The following is a 15,544-nucleotide window of genomic DNA, read 5'->3' on the forward strand; positions in this document are numbered from 1 at the left end:
TCTCCTAGCAGTTCGTGACAACTGCATTATGGCGCATTGCGACGCCGATGGAGCAGGAGCCATCCACCCCATCCCGCAAGCCGAACTCTTCGATACCGGCAACGAACCGGCGCTGTTGTTGCGCAACCTGCAGCAACTGGGAGAGATGCAGGTCGTCTGCGACACATCGGAACTCCCCGACTTCGCATCGCTTGTGCCCGAGATCCCCCATCTGAGCTGGAAAATCACCCTCGTCACCGAAGTCGAAGAGGCCGAGATCGCCTCGATCTTTGAATTCGTCGAGGGGCTCTGCACCCTCGACATCAGCCGCGCCGACGGGTCGGAGACTGCGGCAGAAGACATCCCGGACACGCCTCCCTTGGAGGACGTTCCCGCGACAGTATCCGACAGCGACCCGGCGGATGAGGACGAAGCGCTTGCCCCCGTGCCCGATGCCCCCGTTGCCTCACCCCCGCCCCCAGCGCCGCCCGAGGCCGCCCCGGCAGGCGACAGGGGCGGCAAACAGGCGGCCTCCGCCGCGGCGAAATCCGTGGTCCGGGTCGACCTCGACCGGATCGAACGGCTGGTCAACCTCGTGGGCGAGTTGGTGATCAACCAGGCCATGCTCAGCCAGAGCCTCGAACAATCGGGCCTCTCGCCCCATTCCGACCCCATGAGCGGGCTGGAGGAATTCCAGCGCCTCACCCGCGATATCCAGGACAGCGTGATGATGATCCGCGCCCAGCCCGTCAAATCCCTGTTCCAGCGCATGTCCCGCATCGTCCGCGAGGCATCCGCTGCCGTGCGCAAGGACGTGCGCCTGCAAACCATCGGCGAGGCGACCGAGGTCGACAAGACGGTGATCGAACGGCTTGCCGATCCGCTGACCCACATGATCCGCAACGCCGTGGATCACGGCCTTGAAAACACCGAGAAACGGATTGAGGCAGGAAAGGACCCGCAAGGCCGGGTCACGCTCAGCGCCGCCCATCGTTCGGGCCGCGTGGTGATCGAGGTCGCGGACGATGGCGGCGGGATCAACCGCCCCAAGGTCCTGCAGATCGCCATCGACAAGGGGCTGATCCCTCTCGATTCCAACCTGTCGGATAGCGAAATCGACAATCTGCTCTTCCTGCCCGGCTTCTCCACCGCTTCCGTGGTGTCAGATCTTTCGGGCCGTGGCGTCGGCATGGATGTGGTCCGTACGGCCATACAGGCCCTTGGCGGCCGCATCACGACCACCTCAGAGCCGGGCAAGGGCACGACTTTCTCGATCTCACTGCCACTCACGCTGGCGGTGCTCGACGGCATGGTGGTCGAGGTCGCTGGGGAAACGCTGGTCCTGCCCCTCAACCTTGTGATCGAAACGCTGACGCTCGACGACAGGAGCGTGCAGATGGTCCGCCCGGGCCATCACGTGATCGAGGTGCGCAGCGGTTTCGTGCCGCTTTTCGACCTTGGTCATGCGCTCGGCTACCGCGATCCGGTAACGGATTTCAACGGTTGCGTCGCCCTGTTGATCGCGCAGGAGGACGAGAGCCGGGCCGCGCTCGTGATCGACAATATCCTCGACCAGCGCCAGGTGGTGATCAAGGGCCTCGACGACAGCTTTCACCGCGCGCCGGGCGTCGCCGCCGCGACGATCCTCGGCGATGGCCAGATCGCGCTCATCCTCGATCCTTCCGACATCATCGGCTCCGCAGCCACCCCGCACCGCGCGCCGCCCCCCACACCGCAAGAAGGTCTTTCGGCATGAGCGTGCAATCCAGTCCCAAAAGCATCGAGCTGCTGACCTTCCGCATCGCGGATCAGGAATATGCCCTCGACATCATGTCGGTGCGCGAAATCAGGGGATGGACCCACGCGACACCCCTGCCTCATGCGCGCCATTACATGAAGGGTGTGATCAACCTGCGCGGCACCGTCCTGCCGGTCATGGACCTTTCCAGCCGTCTCGGCCTGCCCAAGCGTGACCAGAACGAACGCAACGTGATCATCGTCGTGAAGCTGGACGAGACGATGACAGGCCTCCTCGTCGATGCGGTCTCCGACATCGTCGCCCTCTCGCCCGAGGACATGCAGCCGCCGCCCGAGCTGTCGTCCTCGCCCGCCGAGGCTGTGGTTAGCGCGCTCACACTGATCGACGAGCGGATGATCCGCGTGCTCGACCTTGCCGCGACGATCAACGTCGCCGAAGGCGTGGCTGCATGACGGCACAGATGCAGATATCGGCTGATCTCGACCCCGTCAGCTTCCGCGCCATCGCCGATCTGGCGTACCGGGAAAGCGGCCTGACGCTGGTCGAGGAGAAAAGCTCGATGATCCGCTCGCGCCTGCGCCACCGGCTGCGCGATCTGGGTCTGCCCGACTTCTCCGCCTACAGCGCCCTGCTGCAGTCCGAGCAGGGCAAGGGAGAGCTGCGCTACCTCATCTCGGCGCTGACCACGAACGTCTCCCACTTTTTCCGGGAAAGCCATCACTACGACACCATGATCGGGGAGTTTGAGAAACGCCTTCCCGATCTGCGCGCCGGAAAGCCCATGCGCATCTGGTCCGCCGGCTGCTCCAATGGGCAGGAGCCGCTTTCGGCCGCGATGCGGCTGATCGACCATACGCCGACCGCAGGCTCTCTAGACCTGCGTATTCTCGCCACCGACATCGACAGCGAGGTGGTGCAGTTCGCCCGGCGTGGCCTCTATCCCGAACGGCTGATGGGCGGTGTCTCTGAAACACTTCTGCAAAAATACTTCAGCCGCGAGGACCTGGGCGAATCCGAGCCGTTTTTCAGGGCGCTGCCCAGCCTGACCAGCCTGATCCGTTTCAACGAGTTGAACCTGCTGGCCCCCTGGCCCATGACGCGGCGCTTCGACGTGATCTTTTGTCGGAACGTGGTGATTTACTTCGATGTCGAAACGCAGCGGCGGCTCTGGCCCCGTCTGCACGCCGCACTCGCCCCCGATGGCGTGTTATTTCTCGGCCATTCGGAGCGGATCGCTGATCCAGGCGCTTATGGCTTCGACTGCACCGGGCCCACGACCTATCGACCAATCGCGTCCTGACGGCACAGCCATGACGGACCGCCACACTTACAACCCTCAAGGATGCTGACCCATGGCACTGCGTGATCAAATTCGGATAATGGTGGTGGACGACATGTCCACCAGTCGCGGCCTGATTACCCAGGCGCTCGACGCCTTCGGGGTGCGCAACGTCGCCACGGCCGAGAATGGCAGGCAGGCCCTGCAGGCGCTTGCGACCAAACCCGCGCATCTGGTCATTTCCGATTATAACATGCCCGAGATGGACGGGCTGCAACTGCTCCACTATCTGCGCGCCACGCCCAAGACCCAGAAGGTGGGCTTTGTTCTGATCACCGGCAGGGCCGAGCAGCAGATCATCGACCACGGCAAGAAGCTGGGCATGAACAACTACCTCAAGAAGCCGTTTCAGCCGGATGATCTGCGCAATTGCATCGAGGCGGTCGTCGGTCGCCTGTGATGAAGGAGCCTGCGCCGGAACTGACGCTGGGGGGCGTGCTGGGACGCCTCTCGGAATACCTCGACGGGCTGGCCGATGAGATCCACGCCGTCGAATTCGTGATCGGCGAGGAACTGGGCAGCGGCCTGTCACAGGCCACCTCCGGCATCACCCGGCTGCAACGGCTTGATTTCGTGCGCCAGTCACTCGAGGATCTCGCGATCCTCACGCTGGCGCTGTCGCGGCAGTCCAAGGGCGACCTGCCCCCCGGGATCGGCGCACAGCTCCGCCTCGATGCCACACGTCATCTCTTGCGAAGCAAGTCCCGAAGCCACTGGGCCGTCGCCCAGGATGAAAGCCTCGGCGACGTGGACTTGTTCTAAGCGCTTCCGAAAACCCTCACGCACCCCGTGCACCACGCCTCAGAACAGCTCCAGTCCATTGCCGACCGGCGTCGGCACCACCGGCGCGATCTCCGGCGCACCGCGCTGAACCTTGACACGCGCCACGCCGGTGGTTGGCACGAATACCACGTGACGCGCGAGCTCACCGCCCAGCGATTCCGACACGCATTCTATGCCCTCGCGCTCAAGATAGGCCTTCGCAAAGGCACAATTGGCAGGGCCGATATCTGACAGCCCGCTGATCATCCGTGCCCCGCCAAAGGCCTTGGCCATGAGCCTGTGGCGCATCGCGCCCAGCTTCAGCAGATCGTTGATCAGCAGTTCCATCGCATTGACACCCGACAGGCTCTCGCTCTGGATGCCGCCCTTGGGATGCACGGCAAGCAGCATGTGGTTCATGCCCCCGACGCGCGCAACCGGGTCCCAGAGGCAGCAGGCCACGCAAGAGCCCAGCAGGGTCGAGATCGTGGCATCCGGATCGGCGCTGGTGCAGTGTTCTCCCTGGGTAATGACGATCCGCTTCATCATCCCCGCCCGCGCCCCGCCGCGTGTTTCTCGACCGCGCGCATGATCCCGCCGCCGATCTGGGACAGGGGCAATTGTTCGGCCACGGCACCCGCCTCCCAGGCAGCGCGCGGCATCCCGTAGACGACGCTGCTGGCCGCATCCTGTCCCAGCGTCGCGGCCCCGGCGCTCCGCAGATCGAGCAGGCCCGCCGCCCCGTCCCGGCCAAGCCCCGTCAGGATCACCGCGATCACGTCGGTCGCAGCCTCCCGTGCCGAGAGGAACAGGCTGTCGACCGAAGGACAATAGAGGCTGTCCTGAGCCGGCTGAACGAAGTGGCATTGCCAGACCCCGCCCCGGCGACTGACCTGCGTGTCCTTGCCGATGGCCGGTGCCAGCCGCACCTGACCGTCCTCCAGCGCCTCGCCCTCGCGCGCGATGGCCACATCCTGAGGCAGCTGACGGTTCAGCATCTGCGAAAAGCTCACCAGAAAGGCTCCCGGCATGTGCTGCACGATGACCACCGGCGGCGCATCGACAGGCAGATCGGCCAGCACGGATTCCAAAGCACCCACACCGCCCGTCGAGGCGCCGATCAGGATAATGGGCATCGGCCCCGTGCGGCGTCCGATTGCAGCCGGCGCCGCGGGCCTGGCGCGGCGGCCGACCTGGACCGTGCTGCAGGCGGCCGAGAACACCCGGCGCGTGATATCCCGGCAGGTCGCGCTGTCCGCGGCGTTTGCGGGCTTGAGGATACAGTCCACTGCCCCCAGCGACAACGCCGTGATCGTGGCCTCGGAATTGCTTTGCGTGGCGGCCGAAATCATGACCACCGGCATGGGCCGCAGCGCCATGAGCCGTTCCAGAAAGGCAAGGCCGTTCATCCCGGGCATCTCGATGTCGAGCGTGATGACATCGGGATTGGTCTGCTTGATCACGTCCCGCGCGGAAGCCGCGCAATCGGCCTCTCCCACGACCTCCAGCCGTGGATCGCGTTCCAGAACCAGACGCAGCCAATGCCGGATCGAGCGCGAATCGTCCACGATCACGACCTTCTTTTTCGAATACATCGCCCCCATCGACCGCAGAGGCTCTTCACCCAGGTGCATGTTGTTCCTGTCCCGCGCTGACGATGCTAACCGCGCGCGGCAACACCCGCGCACCCGCGTCATCGGCCCTTAATGGAGCACAAGAATGAATGGCCGATTAAGCTGCGATGCTTATGACGCCCCCAAGGCGTCAGGTTTCGCCGACTGGCTGCACATCGCGTGCACTTGCCGCACAAATCGCGTCCCACCAGGCAGTGACTTCCTCTTCGCTGAGCCGCCCCCTTGGGCCAAGCCCGACGAGAACTGGTTCAACTTCACCCTCCAAAGCGCTGATCGAAAATTGTTTTCCGACTAGATGGACGGCCTTCTGTCCGCGATTCGTGCGCAGCACGCCCTTCAGCCGGTAAAGCCCCGCCGGCGGCGCCCCCAGGGCCTCCTTCAGCACGTCGCAGGACACGGGCGTTTCCGGTCGCAGGTGCCAGCTGACGTACTCCGGATGCGCAGCGCTGAACCCGGCAACCTTTTCCTTGTCGCCATCCAGCGTGAGTACGGAAAGCGCATCGGCGCTGAGTATCTCTGGCACGCGCAGCGCCATAGAGACAAATGCCGCATCCAGCCGCTCATCCCGCGTCTCACGCTTCGTCTGCAGCACCAGGTCTGCCACGGCGATCTGTTGGCGTACCTGTGGCCCGACCAGCGGATCGCCCAGCAGATCGAGGATATTGAGCGCATCGACCAGCGTCACGATCCCCGCGTAGCGCAGTTCGGGCTCCGCGATGGCCGTGTTGGCAATGGCCTTGGGGTCGGCGATGCCGCTCGCCTCGATGATCAGGTGATCGGGCCTCGGCCTGCGGTCCAGCAAGTCACCCAGCGCCATGAACAGGTCCGCGCCCATCGTGCAGCAGACGCAGCCGTTGGTCAGGGCGATTACATTCTCGCCCTCCGCCGCGATCAGCGACCGGTCCACATTGATCGCCCCGAAATCATTGACCATCACCATCAGCCGCAATCCCTTGGGATCGGCCAGCAACCTGTTGATCAGCGTCGTTTTTCCCGCACCAAGGTAGCCGCTGATCACCGTAAGCAGCAGCGGGTTCATGCCCAAAGCACCTTGCCGCCCGAGATAGTCCCCAGCACCGGCACATCCTTCAATGACTCGGGAGCAACCGCCAGCGGGTCCTCGCCCAAAATGGCGAAGTCCGCGATCTTGCCGGTCTCGATGCTGCCAATCTCACTGTCAAGCTTCAGTGTATAGGCAGCGCCCAGCGTGATCAGCCGCAACGCCTCTGCCACCGTGATCCGCTGCGCCTCCCCCAGCGTCCGCCCCGACATCGTCTGACGATTGACCGCGCACCAGGCGGTAAACAAGGGCCCCATTGGCGTCACCGGCGCGTCCGAATGGATCGCCACGTTCACCCCCGCATCCAGCGCCGCCCGCGCGGCATTCATCCGGGTGGCCCGGTCCTCTCCGATGGTCAGCGCCACGTGCTGGTCACCGAAGTACCAAAGATGGTTTGAGAAGATGTTGCAGCAAATCCCCAGATCCCGCGCCCGCGCGAACTGGTCGGCCCCCATCATCTGGCAGTGCTGGAACACATGCCGCGCCCCCGGCCAGGGATGCTTGCGCGCCGCCGCCTCGCAGGCATCGAGTGACACTTCCGAGGCCTCGTCCGCATTCACGTGGATATGCATCTGCACCCCGTGTTTGTACATCGCCTCACACAGTGCGAAAATCTCCTCGGGCGTGCTGTTCCAGAGCCCGTTTGGCTGGCCACCCACGTATCCCGGCCATTTCACCCGGCCCGTCCAGCCCTGTATCGACCCGTCGGTCATCAGCTTGACCGCCCCCAGCCGCAGCTTGTCGGTGGAGCGCGCCTTGAGCCGCAGCGCCCGCTGCGCCAGCGCCTCCGGCTGCTGGCCGGTCGCGCCAAGGGCGGGCACGATCCGCACGCCGAAATCCTCCGCGCCGGTGACCCGCAGCATCGCCTCAAGGTCCTCGTCCTCCATCGAGGAATAAAGGTCGGTCACCGTCGTCACCCCCGCCCTGCGGCAGACATCCGCGTAAGAGCGCAGCGCATCCTCTCCCTGCGACAGCGTGCGGAAATCCACCCCGATCCGGCGCAACACCGGGAACATGGCGGCCATCTCCTGCAATTCGCCCGTGGGCTTGCCGCTGTCGTCCTTGATCACCCCTTCAAGGTTTGTCTCGGCGGAGTATTGGACCAGTTCCAGCGCGGCGGAGTTCACGCACATCAGATGGAAGTTCGAGAACATCACCGCAATGGGACGGTCTGTTGCGACAGCGTCGAGGTGGCGGCGGCTCAATCGCTCCGTCGGCAGAAAGATCGGATCGAACCCCCAGGCAAAGAGCGGCGCACCGTCGGGCAAACTTGCCGCCCGCTCTGACAGCCGCGCGATCACCGCGTCGATAACGGTCATACCCGTATGCAGCTTCCCCTGCGGGTCGATCCGGTCGTGATAACCCGCATAGGCGAAATCCCACATCTTTCCGGCCATCATATGCGCGTGGCCCTCGACGAACCCGGGCAACAGCACCGTCTCGGAAAGGGTGTCGTCGTGGGTCACCGCCCCCCAGGCATCGGCACAATCCGCACCGCCCGTGGCCAGTATCTTGCCGTCCATCACAGCAACATGCGTCGCCTCGGGACGGTTGGCGTCCATAGTGATGATCTTCCTTGCCCGATAAACCGTGATATCCGCCATCTGCGCCCCCCTTGGCCTTGCCCTGCCAAGGCAGCACGTCCGGACGCGGAAAGCAATCGCCGCGCGCTCAGCCCAGCGAATATCCCGCTCCGCGCACCGTGCGGATCGGGTCTTCCTCGCCCGCCTGGGTCAGGGATTTGCGCAGCCGTGCAATGTGCACGTCAACGGTGCGCGTATCGACGTAGATGTCGCGCCCCCAGACAAGGTCCAGCAACTGGTCACGGCTCAAAACGCGCCCGGGCTTTTCGAGCAGGGTTAGCAGCAAGCGGTACTCCGTCGGCCCCAGCTTCAACTCCCGGTCCCCGCGCGTCACCCGGTGCCGCTCGGGGTCCAGCGTGATGTCCTGATAGATCAGCAGCTCACCACTGGCCGCAGGCCGCGAGCGGCGCAGCTGCGTACGCACCCGCGCCATCAGTTCGCGCAGGGAAAAGGGTTTTACGACGTAATCGTCCGCGCCTGTTTCCAGCCCGCGCACCGTATCCACCTCCTCGGAACGCGCCGAGAGCATGATCACCGGAATATTCCGCGTCTCCTCTCGGGTCTTGAGTTGACGACAGACCTCGATCCCGCTCATCAGTGGCATCATCCAGTCGAGGATAACCAGATCCGGCGTGATCTCCGCCACCTGCAACATGGCCTCCTCGCCGTTCTCGGCGCGGCTCACCGCATAGCCCTCGGCCTCGAGGTTGTAGGCCAGCACCTCGCGCTGCGCCGGTTCATCCTCGACCAGCAGAACATGGGGTTGAGTGACGGACACCGGCCCCCCCTACCCCTCCGAGGCGATCGAGGTCTTGTCGGCCTTGGGCCGCGCGTCATCCGGATGCTCGCCCGTGACAAGGTAGACCACCTGCTCGGCGATGGAGGTCACATGATCCCCCATGCGCTCGGTGTTCTTGGCGATGAAATGCAGATGCATGCAGGCGGTGATGTTGCGCGGATCCTCCATCATGAAGGTCAGGAATTCACGGAAAAGCGCGTTGTACATCTGGTCGACGTCTTCGTCCCGGGCAATGACGTCGCGGGCAAGCTCCGCGTCGCGCTGGATATAAGCATCAAGCGCATCCTTCAGCATCCCCTCGACCGTGCGCGCCATGCGGCGTATGGCCCCCGCACTGTCGTTCACGGGCGGCAAATTACTCAGAACGCTGGTGCGCTTGGCCATGTTCTTGGCGTAGTCGCCGATGCGTTCCAGGTTTGCGCTGATCTTGATCACGCTCAGGATAAGCCGCAGGTCGATGGCCGTCGGGGCGCGCAGCGCGATCACCCGCGCGGCGTTCTCGTTGATCTGGTTCTCCAGAGCGTCGATGGCGCGGTCAGCGCCACGCACCTTCTCGGCCAGTTCCTCGTCGCGGGTCTCAAGCGATTGCGCGGCAAGGCGGATGGCGTCTTCGACCATGCCGCCCATCTTCATGATCTGGGCCTGCACAGCCTCCAGATCGCGGTCGAATGCAGATGCAATGTGTTGATCGGCCATGGTTTTATCCAATACGTCCTGTGATGTAGCTTTCCGTCCGCTCGTCTTCGGGGGCGGTAAAGATCTTGTCGGTGTCGTCGTATTCCACCAGGTGGCCAAGGTGGAAGAACGCCGTCTTCTGGCTGACCCGCGCGGCCTGCTGCATGGAGTGCGTGACGATCACCACCGAATAATTCTCGCGCAGCTCGTCGATCAGCTCTTCCACCTGCGCCGTGGCAATCGGGTCGAGCGCGGAACAGGGCTCGTCCATCAGCAGGACCTCGGGCTCCGTCGCGATGGCGCGCGCGATGCAAAGCCGCTGCTGCTGGCCGCCAGACAAACCCGTGCCGGGGGCTTGCAGCCGGTCCTTGACCTCGTTCCAGATCGCCCCGCGCTTGAGAGCGCGTTCGACGATCTCGTCCAGCTCCGTCTTGTTGCGCGCCAGACCGTGGATGCGCGGACCGTAAGCCACGTTGTCGTAGATCGACTTCGGGAAAGGGTTCGGCTTCTGGAACACCATGCCCACCTTGGCCCGCAACTGCACCGGATCGACGTTCTTGTCGTAGATGTCTTCTCCGTCGATGCGGATATCGCCCTCGACCCGACAGATGTCGATGGTGTCGTTCATGCGGTTGATGCAGCGCAGAAAGGTCGACTTGCCGCAGCCCGACGGGCCGATAAAAGCCGTGACGGTGTTGTCCTCGATATCCACGTTCACGTCCTTGATGGCGTGATTGTCGCCATAATAGACCTGCACGCCGCGGGCCGCGATCTTAACGTTTTTGGTTTCCACGTCTTTCTCCGCAGTCATATTGTCTCTCATGTTCAGCACCTTACCAGCGCCGCTCGAACCGGCGGCGCAGGATGATGGCCAGGATGTTCATTGCCAGCAGGAACAGCAGCAGGATGATAATCCCGCCCCAGGCTTTCTCGTAAAATCCGGCATCCGCACGCGCGGCCCAGGTATAGATCTGCGCGGGCATGGCCGAGTTCGGCTCGGTAAAGCCCGCCACGAACCCTTCCGGGTAGCCGCGCGCGACGAAACCCACCATGCCGATCAGCAAAAGCGGCGCAGTCTCACCCAGCGCCTGTGCCAGGCCGATGATTGTGCCCGTCAGGATACCGGGCATCGCCAGCGGCAGCACATGATGGAACACGGTCTGCATCTTGGAGGCACCGACCCCAAGCGCGGCTTCGCGGATCGAGGGCGGCACCGCCTTCAAAGAGGCGCGGGTGGAGATGATGATCGTCGGCAGCGTCATCAGCGTCAGCACCAACCCACCGACCAGCGGGGCGGACTGCGGCAGGTGCATGAACTGGATGAAGACCGCAAGGCCAAGGATGCCGAAAACGATGGACGGCACGGCGGCAAGGTTCGAGATGTTCACCTCAATGAGGTCCGTGAACCGGTTCTGGGGCGCGAATTCCTCTAGGTAGATGGACGCCGCCACGCCGATAGGCAGCGACAGGACCAGCACCACCAGCATCATGAAGAACGACCCGATCACCGACGCCCCGATGCCCGCGCCGCCGGGATTGTCCACGCCTGAATCCGCGCCTGTGATGAAGTTCCAGTTGAAGGCCCGCGTGATGATCCCCGCCTCAACCAGCGCGTCGATCAGATCAAGGTCCGAGGCTTCGAGAAAGCGGCTGTCTTGCAGCGTGTCCCGCGTCACGCGCCCGGTGAGATACCCGTCGACACGGGACGCGGCGGCAAGCTCAAAGTAAACGGGCTGCCCAAGGTCGGCCTCGTTCGCGCGGTAATGCTCCCGCAGGGTGCCGCCGGGCTTGCCGAGCAGCCGCTCGATGGCCTTCGCGTCGAAGTCGACCGTCAGGCCACGCGTCTCCAGCTGGCCGCGGATTTCCTCGATCAGAAGCTGCTCGTAGGCCTTGGTCTTGAAAAGCTGTCCCTCGGCTTCCGCGAATTGCTCGGCGCTCAGGGTGAAGTTCACGCCCACAACGGTCTGGGTAAAGGCAGGGATACCGGAGCGGACGATGGTCACGGCCAGCACGATGAGAAAGAACAGACCCGTCAGGATCGCGGCAATCCCGTAGGCGCGGAACCGCTTCTCTGCGGCGTTGCGCTTGCGGGTGAGCGCATCCACTTCCAGCAGGGATTTATGCTGCGGACGGGGGGCGGTGTCGATGGTTGCGTCGGACATCAGTCGTACTGCTCCCGGTATTTGCGCACAATGTAGAGTGCGAAGACATTGAGCCCCAGGGTGATGACGAAAAGCGTCATACCAAGGGCAAAGGCCACAAGCGCCTCGGGGCTGGCGAAATCGGCGTCGCCGGTCAGCTGGCTCACGATCTTGGCCGTCACCGTGGTCATGGCGTCGAAAGGGTTCAGCGACAGCCGCGCCGCCGCGCCTGCCCCGAGGACAACGATCATCGTCTCGCCGATGGCGCGCGAGGCGGCCAGCAGGATCGCCCCGACGATACCCGGAAGCGCGGCGGGCAGGATCACCTGCCGGATGGTTTCGGATTTCGTGGCCCCCAGCCCGTAGGAGCCGTCGCGCAGGGCCTGCGGCACCGCGTTGATGATGTCATCCGACAGCGAAGAGACGAAGGGGATCAGCATGATGCCCATGACAAGCCCCGCCGTTACAACCGCCGTACCGGCCTGCATGATGTTCAGACCTTCCTTGCCAAAGACGGACACAAGCAGCGGCCCGACGGTCAGCAGCGCGAAAAGGCCGTAGACGATGGTTGGAATGCCCGCGAGGATCTCCAGCATCGGCTTGGCGATGGATCGGACACGGGGTGTGGCGTATTCTGACAGATAGATCGCGGCGAAGAGGCCGATGGGAATGGCCACCGCAAGCGCCACGATGGAGATATACAGGGTACCCCAAAGCAGCGGGATCACCCCCAGATCGGAGCTGCCGCCCCGGCCCGAAAAGCTGGGCGCCCAGTTCAGGCCAAAGAAGAAGTCCGACGCCGGGTAGAGACGGAAGAATTCGATGGTATTGAAAACAAGGGACAAAACGATGCCGAGCGTCGTCAGGATCGCGATGGAGGCCGCGCCGATCAGGAGCATCCGGACGGCCTCTTCCACTTTGTTTCGCGCGCGAAACATTGGGACAGCCTCACGCAGACCCCAGAGCGCGCCGAGGATCGCGAGGGCGATCACGACCATCGACATCACGCCATAGCCAGTGGCCGTCAGGTTGCGGTAGCGTTGTGCAGCGCGCAGCACAGGTTCCGTCAGTTCCGAGGTCAGGACGGCCCCGGCTTCCTTCAATGCGGCGGCGACGTCTTCCAGCGGCGCGCTGCTGTCGGCGGCAAGGTCAGCCTCGATCACACCCGCATCCACCGCCGCGTTCAGACCCGCGGCCGCGCGGCGCACTTCGGAAAGCACCAGATCGCCGGACGTCTGCGCCACGACCTCTGCCGGAATCATGCCCGAGACAGCGTTGTTGACAAAGATGGGCTGGATCAGAAGCCACAGCAACATGGCCAAGAGCGCCGGGACGATGGATTTGATGACCACGTTGCCGCCGTAGTAGCTGGGAAGCGAATGCATCGTGCGGCGGTCGCCGCCGGTCTGGCTCAGCACCCGCGCGCGACCGGCCCAATAGCCCGCCGCCGCAATCGCGAGGACAATCAGAAGAACCCACAAGATCGGCATATCGCCCCACAGTTCACCGGAAAGAAGCCCGGAACAGGCCGGGGGCGACCCATGCCGCCCCCGGGTATTCAATTCATGTCAGCGGCGGCTCAGGAGCCTGCGCCGATGGTCTTTTCCTCGGCAACCGCCGCCTGCGTTTCGCTCAGCTCGGGGTCCGAGACAAGGCCGTAGTTGGCAAGCGGGCCGTCGGGACCAGCCAGCTCATCCGCGACGAAGAACATTGCGAATTCCTTCAGGCCGGGGATCACGCCGATGTGCGCCTTCTTGACGTAGAAGAACAGCGGGCGCGAAACTGGGTATTTGCCCGACGCGATGGTTTCGGTCGAGGGCGACACGCCGCCCATGGTCGCGACCTTCAGCTTGTCGGTATTGTTCTCGTAGAACGAAAGGCCGAAGACGCCGATACCATCGGTATTCGCGTCGATACGCGCCAGCGTTTCGGTGTAGTCACCGTCGATGTCCACCGAGCGCCCGTCCTGGCGCACGTCAAGGCAGGCATCCTCGGCGTCATCTTCTGACATGCCGCCGTCGATCATTGCCTTCATGGCGCCGGTTTCTTCGCAGCCCTTCAGCAGCACCTTGTCTTCGAACACTTCGCGGGTGCCGTGCTTGGTACCCGGGATGAACATGGCGATTTCCGTATCCGGCAGATCGGAATTGAAGTCCGCCCAGGTGTTGTGACTGTTGTCGACCAGCGCGCCGTCCTTCAGCACCTTGGCGCCGATGGCGTTGAAAACATCGGAAGGCTCGAATGCGGTGAAGGCCGGGCCACTCTGCTGCGACGCAAAGACGATGCCGTCATAGCCGATGCGCACTTCGATGATGTCGGTCACGCCGTTCGCGGCGCAGGCCTCGATCTCCTTTTCGCGGATCTGGCGCGACGCGTTGGCGATATCGATGGTGTTTTCGCCCACGCCTTCACAGAAACGCTTGAGACCAGCAGAGGAGCCGCCCGATTCCACGACGGGAATGGGGAAATCCGTGTTGTCGCCGAAGAGTTCGGCAACGATGGAGGCATAGGGCAGCACGGTGGAAGAGCCTGCTATCTGCACCTGGTCACGCGCGGCGGCAGCGGTGGCGGAAAGGGCTGCAATGGCCAGCGCGGATGTGGTGAGTTTGGTCAGTGACATGGTGTCTCCTGTCAGTTCGGGTTCTTGACCACCCCCATGGTGATCTTGACGCCCGTCTAGGCACGGTTCGCTGAGCTTTTGTGACAGTCGTGTTACAGTTTTATGACAGCCACGGATTTTGCAGGATTTTGTTAAAAATTTTCATCCAGCCGCAAGATCAAGAGGCAGGATCACTGTGAACGACGCGCCCTGACCCGGTTCGGAGGCGATTCTGAGCCTGCCCCGGTGGCGGTTGAGGATGTGTTTCACGATGGCGAGGCCAAGACCAGTCCCCCCGAGCGCGCGGCTCCGGTGACTGTCGGCACGGTAGAATCTCTCTGTCAGGCGCGGCAGGTGTACGGGATCGATGCCCGGACCATGATCGGCGACCGTCACGCGCACCGCCGGGCCGCGCAGCGCTGGGTCGCGGAGGTTGGTCCCGGCCTTGATCTCCACGGGTTTGCCCTTGCCGCCGTACTTTATGGCGTTTTCGACTAGGTTCGTGAAGACTTGCAGCAACTGGTCGGCATCTCCGAGCAGCGGCAAGGGCGCCGGTCCAAGATCGGGGCGCAGCTCGACATCGTTGTCGACGGCGAGCGGGTTGAGATTGCGCATCGTGCTGCGCAGCACTTCGACCAGATCGACCTTCGCGGTGGGGCGCACCCGTTCCTCGGCCTCGACCCGGCTGAGGGAGAGCAGATCGCCGACAAGGCGGTTCATCCTCTCGGCCTCGCCCGACATGATCCCGAGAAAGCGCTCGCGCGCGGCGGGGTCGTCCTTGGCCGGTCCGCTCAAAGTTTCGATGAACCCCATCAGTGCCGTCAGGGGCGTACGCAGCTCATGGCTGACGTTCGCGACGAAATCGCGGCGCATCTGGCCTGCCTCGGCCTCGTGAGTGATGTCCTGAAAGCTGAGGACCAGGGTGCCCGTTGCGGCCACGGGGCGCAGGCTGACATCGTAGGTGACTTTCTTGTCCACGGTCCCGGCAAGATAGCTGGCGTGCCCGGGCGTGCCCTCGCGCAGCGCCTTTTCGACCGCTTCAACAAGCGTGGGCTGGCGCAGGACGGTTACAAAGTGCCGCCCCATCGCACCTGACGGGACCAGCGCCTTTGCGGCATCGTTGATCGCCACGATCCGCTCGTTCCGGTTGATCGCCAGCGCGGGCAGCGGCAGCGCGGCGAGGATATCCGGCAGCAGATCGCGGTCGGGCATTC

At 63.8% G+C, this 15,544-nt stretch carries 16 protein-coding genes; 5 read left to right on the forward strand and 11 right to left on the reverse strand.

Going from position 1 to position 15,544, the window contains the following annotated elements; all coding sequences use genetic code 11:
- From AB2B41_RS19885 to AB2B41_RS19905, 5 genes are all read left to right on the forward strand, one after another.
- Positions 1–1,735 (forward strand): chemotaxis protein CheA (locus tag AB2B41_RS19885; protein WP_367879577.1); only part of this gene is annotated, 1,735 nt, incomplete at its 5' end.
- Complete coding sequence (locus tag AB2B41_RS19890; RefSeq protein ID WP_367879578.1) at positions 1,732–2,190, forward strand: chemotaxis protein CheW; 459 nt, start codon at positions 1,732–1,734, stop codon at positions 2,188–2,190. The genes AB2B41_RS19885 and AB2B41_RS19890, both read left to right, overlap by 4 nt.
- On the forward strand, positions 2,187–3,038 hold the full coding sequence (locus tag AB2B41_RS19895; protein WP_367879579.1) for a CheR family methyltransferase: 852 nt from the start codon (positions 2,187–2,189) through the stop codon (positions 3,036–3,038). Before AB2B41_RS19890 ends, AB2B41_RS19895 begins: the two co-directional genes overlap by 4 nt.
- Positions 3,039–3,090: 52 nt before the next feature.
- The gene (locus AB2B41_RS19900) at positions 3,091–3,477 is read left to right on the forward strand and encodes a response regulator (protein ID WP_367879580.1); all 387 of its coding nucleotides are present in this window, start codon (positions 3,091–3,093) and stop codon (positions 3,475–3,477) included.
- Positions 3,477–3,839, forward strand: a complete 363-nt coding sequence (locus AB2B41_RS19905) for a hypothetical protein (RefSeq protein ID WP_367879581.1) — start codon at positions 3,477–3,479, stop codon at positions 3,837–3,839. Before AB2B41_RS19900 ends, AB2B41_RS19905 begins: the two co-directional genes overlap by 1 nt.
- A gap of 39 nt (positions 3,840–3,878) precedes the next feature.
- On the opposite strand, the gene AB2B41_RS19910 is transcribed toward AB2B41_RS19905, so the two are convergent.
- The 11 genes from AB2B41_RS19910 to AB2B41_RS19960 all read right to left on the reverse strand — a co-directional run bounded on the left by AB2B41_RS19910 (position 3,879) and on the right by AB2B41_RS19960 (position 15,542).
- The gene (locus tag AB2B41_RS19910; RefSeq protein ID WP_367879582.1) at positions 3,879–4,385 is read right to left on the reverse strand and encodes a chemotaxis protein CheD; all 507 of its coding nucleotides are present in this window, start codon (positions 4,383–4,385) and stop codon (positions 3,879–3,881) included.
- Entirely contained in the window at positions 4,385–5,473 is a 1,089-nt protein-coding gene (cheB, locus tag AB2B41_RS19915) for a chemotaxis-specific protein-glutamate methyltransferase CheB (protein ID WP_367879583.1), read from the reverse strand. Before cheB ends, AB2B41_RS19910 begins: the two co-directional genes overlap by 1 nt.
- Positions 5,474–5,603: 130 nt before the next feature.
- Entirely contained in the window at positions 5,604–6,512 is a 909-nt protein-coding gene (locus AB2B41_RS19920; RefSeq protein ID WP_367879584.1) for a CobW family GTP-binding protein, read from the reverse strand.
- Positions 6,509–8,137: an amidohydrolase gene (locus AB2B41_RS19925; protein ID WP_367879585.1), complete on the reverse strand. Its 1,629-nt coding sequence runs from the start codon at positions 8,135–8,137 to the stop codon at positions 6,509–6,511. Before AB2B41_RS19925 ends, AB2B41_RS19920 begins: the two co-directional genes overlap by 4 nt.
- Positions 8,138–8,204: 67 nt before the next feature.
- Positions 8,205–8,894, reverse strand: coding sequence for a phosphate regulon transcriptional regulator PhoB (phoB, locus tag AB2B41_RS19930; protein ID WP_367879586.1), 690 nt, complete (start codon positions 8,892–8,894; stop codon positions 8,205–8,207).
- Positions 8,895–8,903: 9 nt separating this feature from the next.
- Positions 8,904–9,611 (reverse strand): phosphate signaling complex protein PhoU, encoded by a 708-nt coding sequence (gene phoU, locus AB2B41_RS19935; protein ID WP_367879587.1) that lies wholly within the window; start codon positions 9,609–9,611, stop codon positions 8,904–8,906.
- A 4-nt stretch (positions 9,612–9,615) separates the two neighbouring features.
- Positions 9,616–10,413: a phosphate ABC transporter ATP-binding protein PstB gene (gene pstB / locus AB2B41_RS19940; RefSeq protein WP_367879588.1), complete on the reverse strand. Its 798-nt coding sequence runs from the start codon at positions 10,411–10,413 to the stop codon at positions 9,616–9,618.
- Positions 10,414–10,423: 10 nt separating this feature from the next.
- Entirely contained in the window at positions 10,424–11,752 is a 1,329-nt protein-coding gene (pstA, locus tag AB2B41_RS19945) for a phosphate ABC transporter permease PstA (RefSeq protein ID WP_367879589.1), read from the reverse strand.
- The gene (gene pstC, locus AB2B41_RS19950; RefSeq protein WP_367879590.1) at positions 11,752–13,221 is read right to left on the reverse strand and encodes a phosphate ABC transporter permease subunit PstC; all 1,470 of its coding nucleotides are present in this window, start codon (positions 13,219–13,221) and stop codon (positions 11,752–11,754) included. Before pstC ends, pstA begins: the two co-directional genes overlap by 1 nt.
- Positions 13,222–13,310: 89 nt before the next feature.
- On the reverse strand, positions 13,311–14,351 hold the full coding sequence (locus tag AB2B41_RS19955) for a substrate-binding domain-containing protein (RefSeq protein WP_367879591.1): 1,041 nt from the start codon (positions 14,349–14,351) through the stop codon (positions 13,311–13,313).
- Positions 14,352–14,492: 141 nt separating this feature from the next.
- Positions 14,493–15,542 (reverse strand): sensor histidine kinase, encoded by a 1,050-nt coding sequence (locus AB2B41_RS19960; protein WP_367879592.1) that lies wholly within the window; start codon positions 15,540–15,542, stop codon positions 14,493–14,495.
- Positions 15,543–15,544 lie beyond the last annotated feature (2 nt).

Source organism: Sulfitobacter sediminis, assembly GCF_040811725.1.
In the GTDB taxonomy this organism is placed as follows: Bacteria; Pseudomonadota; Alphaproteobacteria; order Rhodobacterales; family Rhodobacteraceae; genus Sulfitobacter; species Sulfitobacter sediminis.

Bases quoted from the DNA above. Each gene is read 5' to 3' on its own strand.
- AB2B41_RS19890 (WP_367879578.1), top strand. From the start codon at position 1,732: ATGAGCGTGCAATCCAGTCCCAAAAGCATCGAGCTGCTGACCTTCCGC.
- AB2B41_RS19895 (WP_367879579.1), top strand. From the start codon at position 2,187: ATGACGGCACAGATGCAGATATCGGCTGATCTCGACCCCGTCAGCTTC.
- AB2B41_RS19900 (WP_367879580.1), top strand. From the start codon at position 3,091: ATGGCACTGCGTGATCAAATTCGGATAATGGTGGTGGACGACATGTCC.
- AB2B41_RS19905 (WP_367879581.1), top strand. From the start codon at position 3,477: ATGAAGGAGCCTGCGCCGGAACTGACGCTGGGGGGCGTGCTGGGACGC.
- AB2B41_RS19910 (WP_367879582.1), bottom strand. From the start codon at position 4,385: ATGAAGCGGATCGTCATTACCCAGGGAGAACACTGCACCAGCGCCGAT.
- cheB (WP_367879583.1), bottom strand. From the start codon at position 5,473: ATGCACCTGGGTGAAGAGCCTCTGCGGTCGATGGGGGCGATGTATTCG.
- AB2B41_RS19920 (WP_367879584.1), bottom strand. From the start codon at position 6,512: ATGAACCCGCTGCTGCTTACGGTGATCAGCGGCTACCTTGGTGCGGGA.
- AB2B41_RS19925 (WP_367879585.1), bottom strand. From the start codon at position 8,137: ATGGCGGATATCACGGTTTATCGGGCAAGGAAGATCATCACTATGGAC.
- phoU (WP_367879587.1), bottom strand. From the start codon at position 9,611: ATGGCCGATCAACACATTGCATCTGCATTCGACCGCGATCTGGAGGCT.
- pstB (WP_367879588.1), bottom strand. From the start codon at position 10,413: ATGAGAGACAATATGACTGCGGAGAAAGACGTGGAAACCAAAAACGTT.
- pstA (WP_367879589.1), bottom strand. From the start codon at position 11,752: ATGTCCGACGCAACCATCGACACCGCCCCCCGTCCGCAGCATAAATCC.
- pstC (WP_367879590.1), bottom strand. From the start codon at position 13,221: ATGCCGATCTTGTGGGTTCTTCTGATTGTCCTCGCGATTGCGGCGGCG.
- AB2B41_RS19955 (WP_367879591.1), bottom strand. From the start codon at position 14,351: ATGTCACTGACCAAACTCACCACATCCGCGCTGGCCATTGCAGCCCTT.
- AB2B41_RS19960 (WP_367879592.1), bottom strand. From the start codon at position 15,542: ATGCCCGACCGCGATCTGCTGCCGGATATCCTCGCCGCGCTGCCGCTG.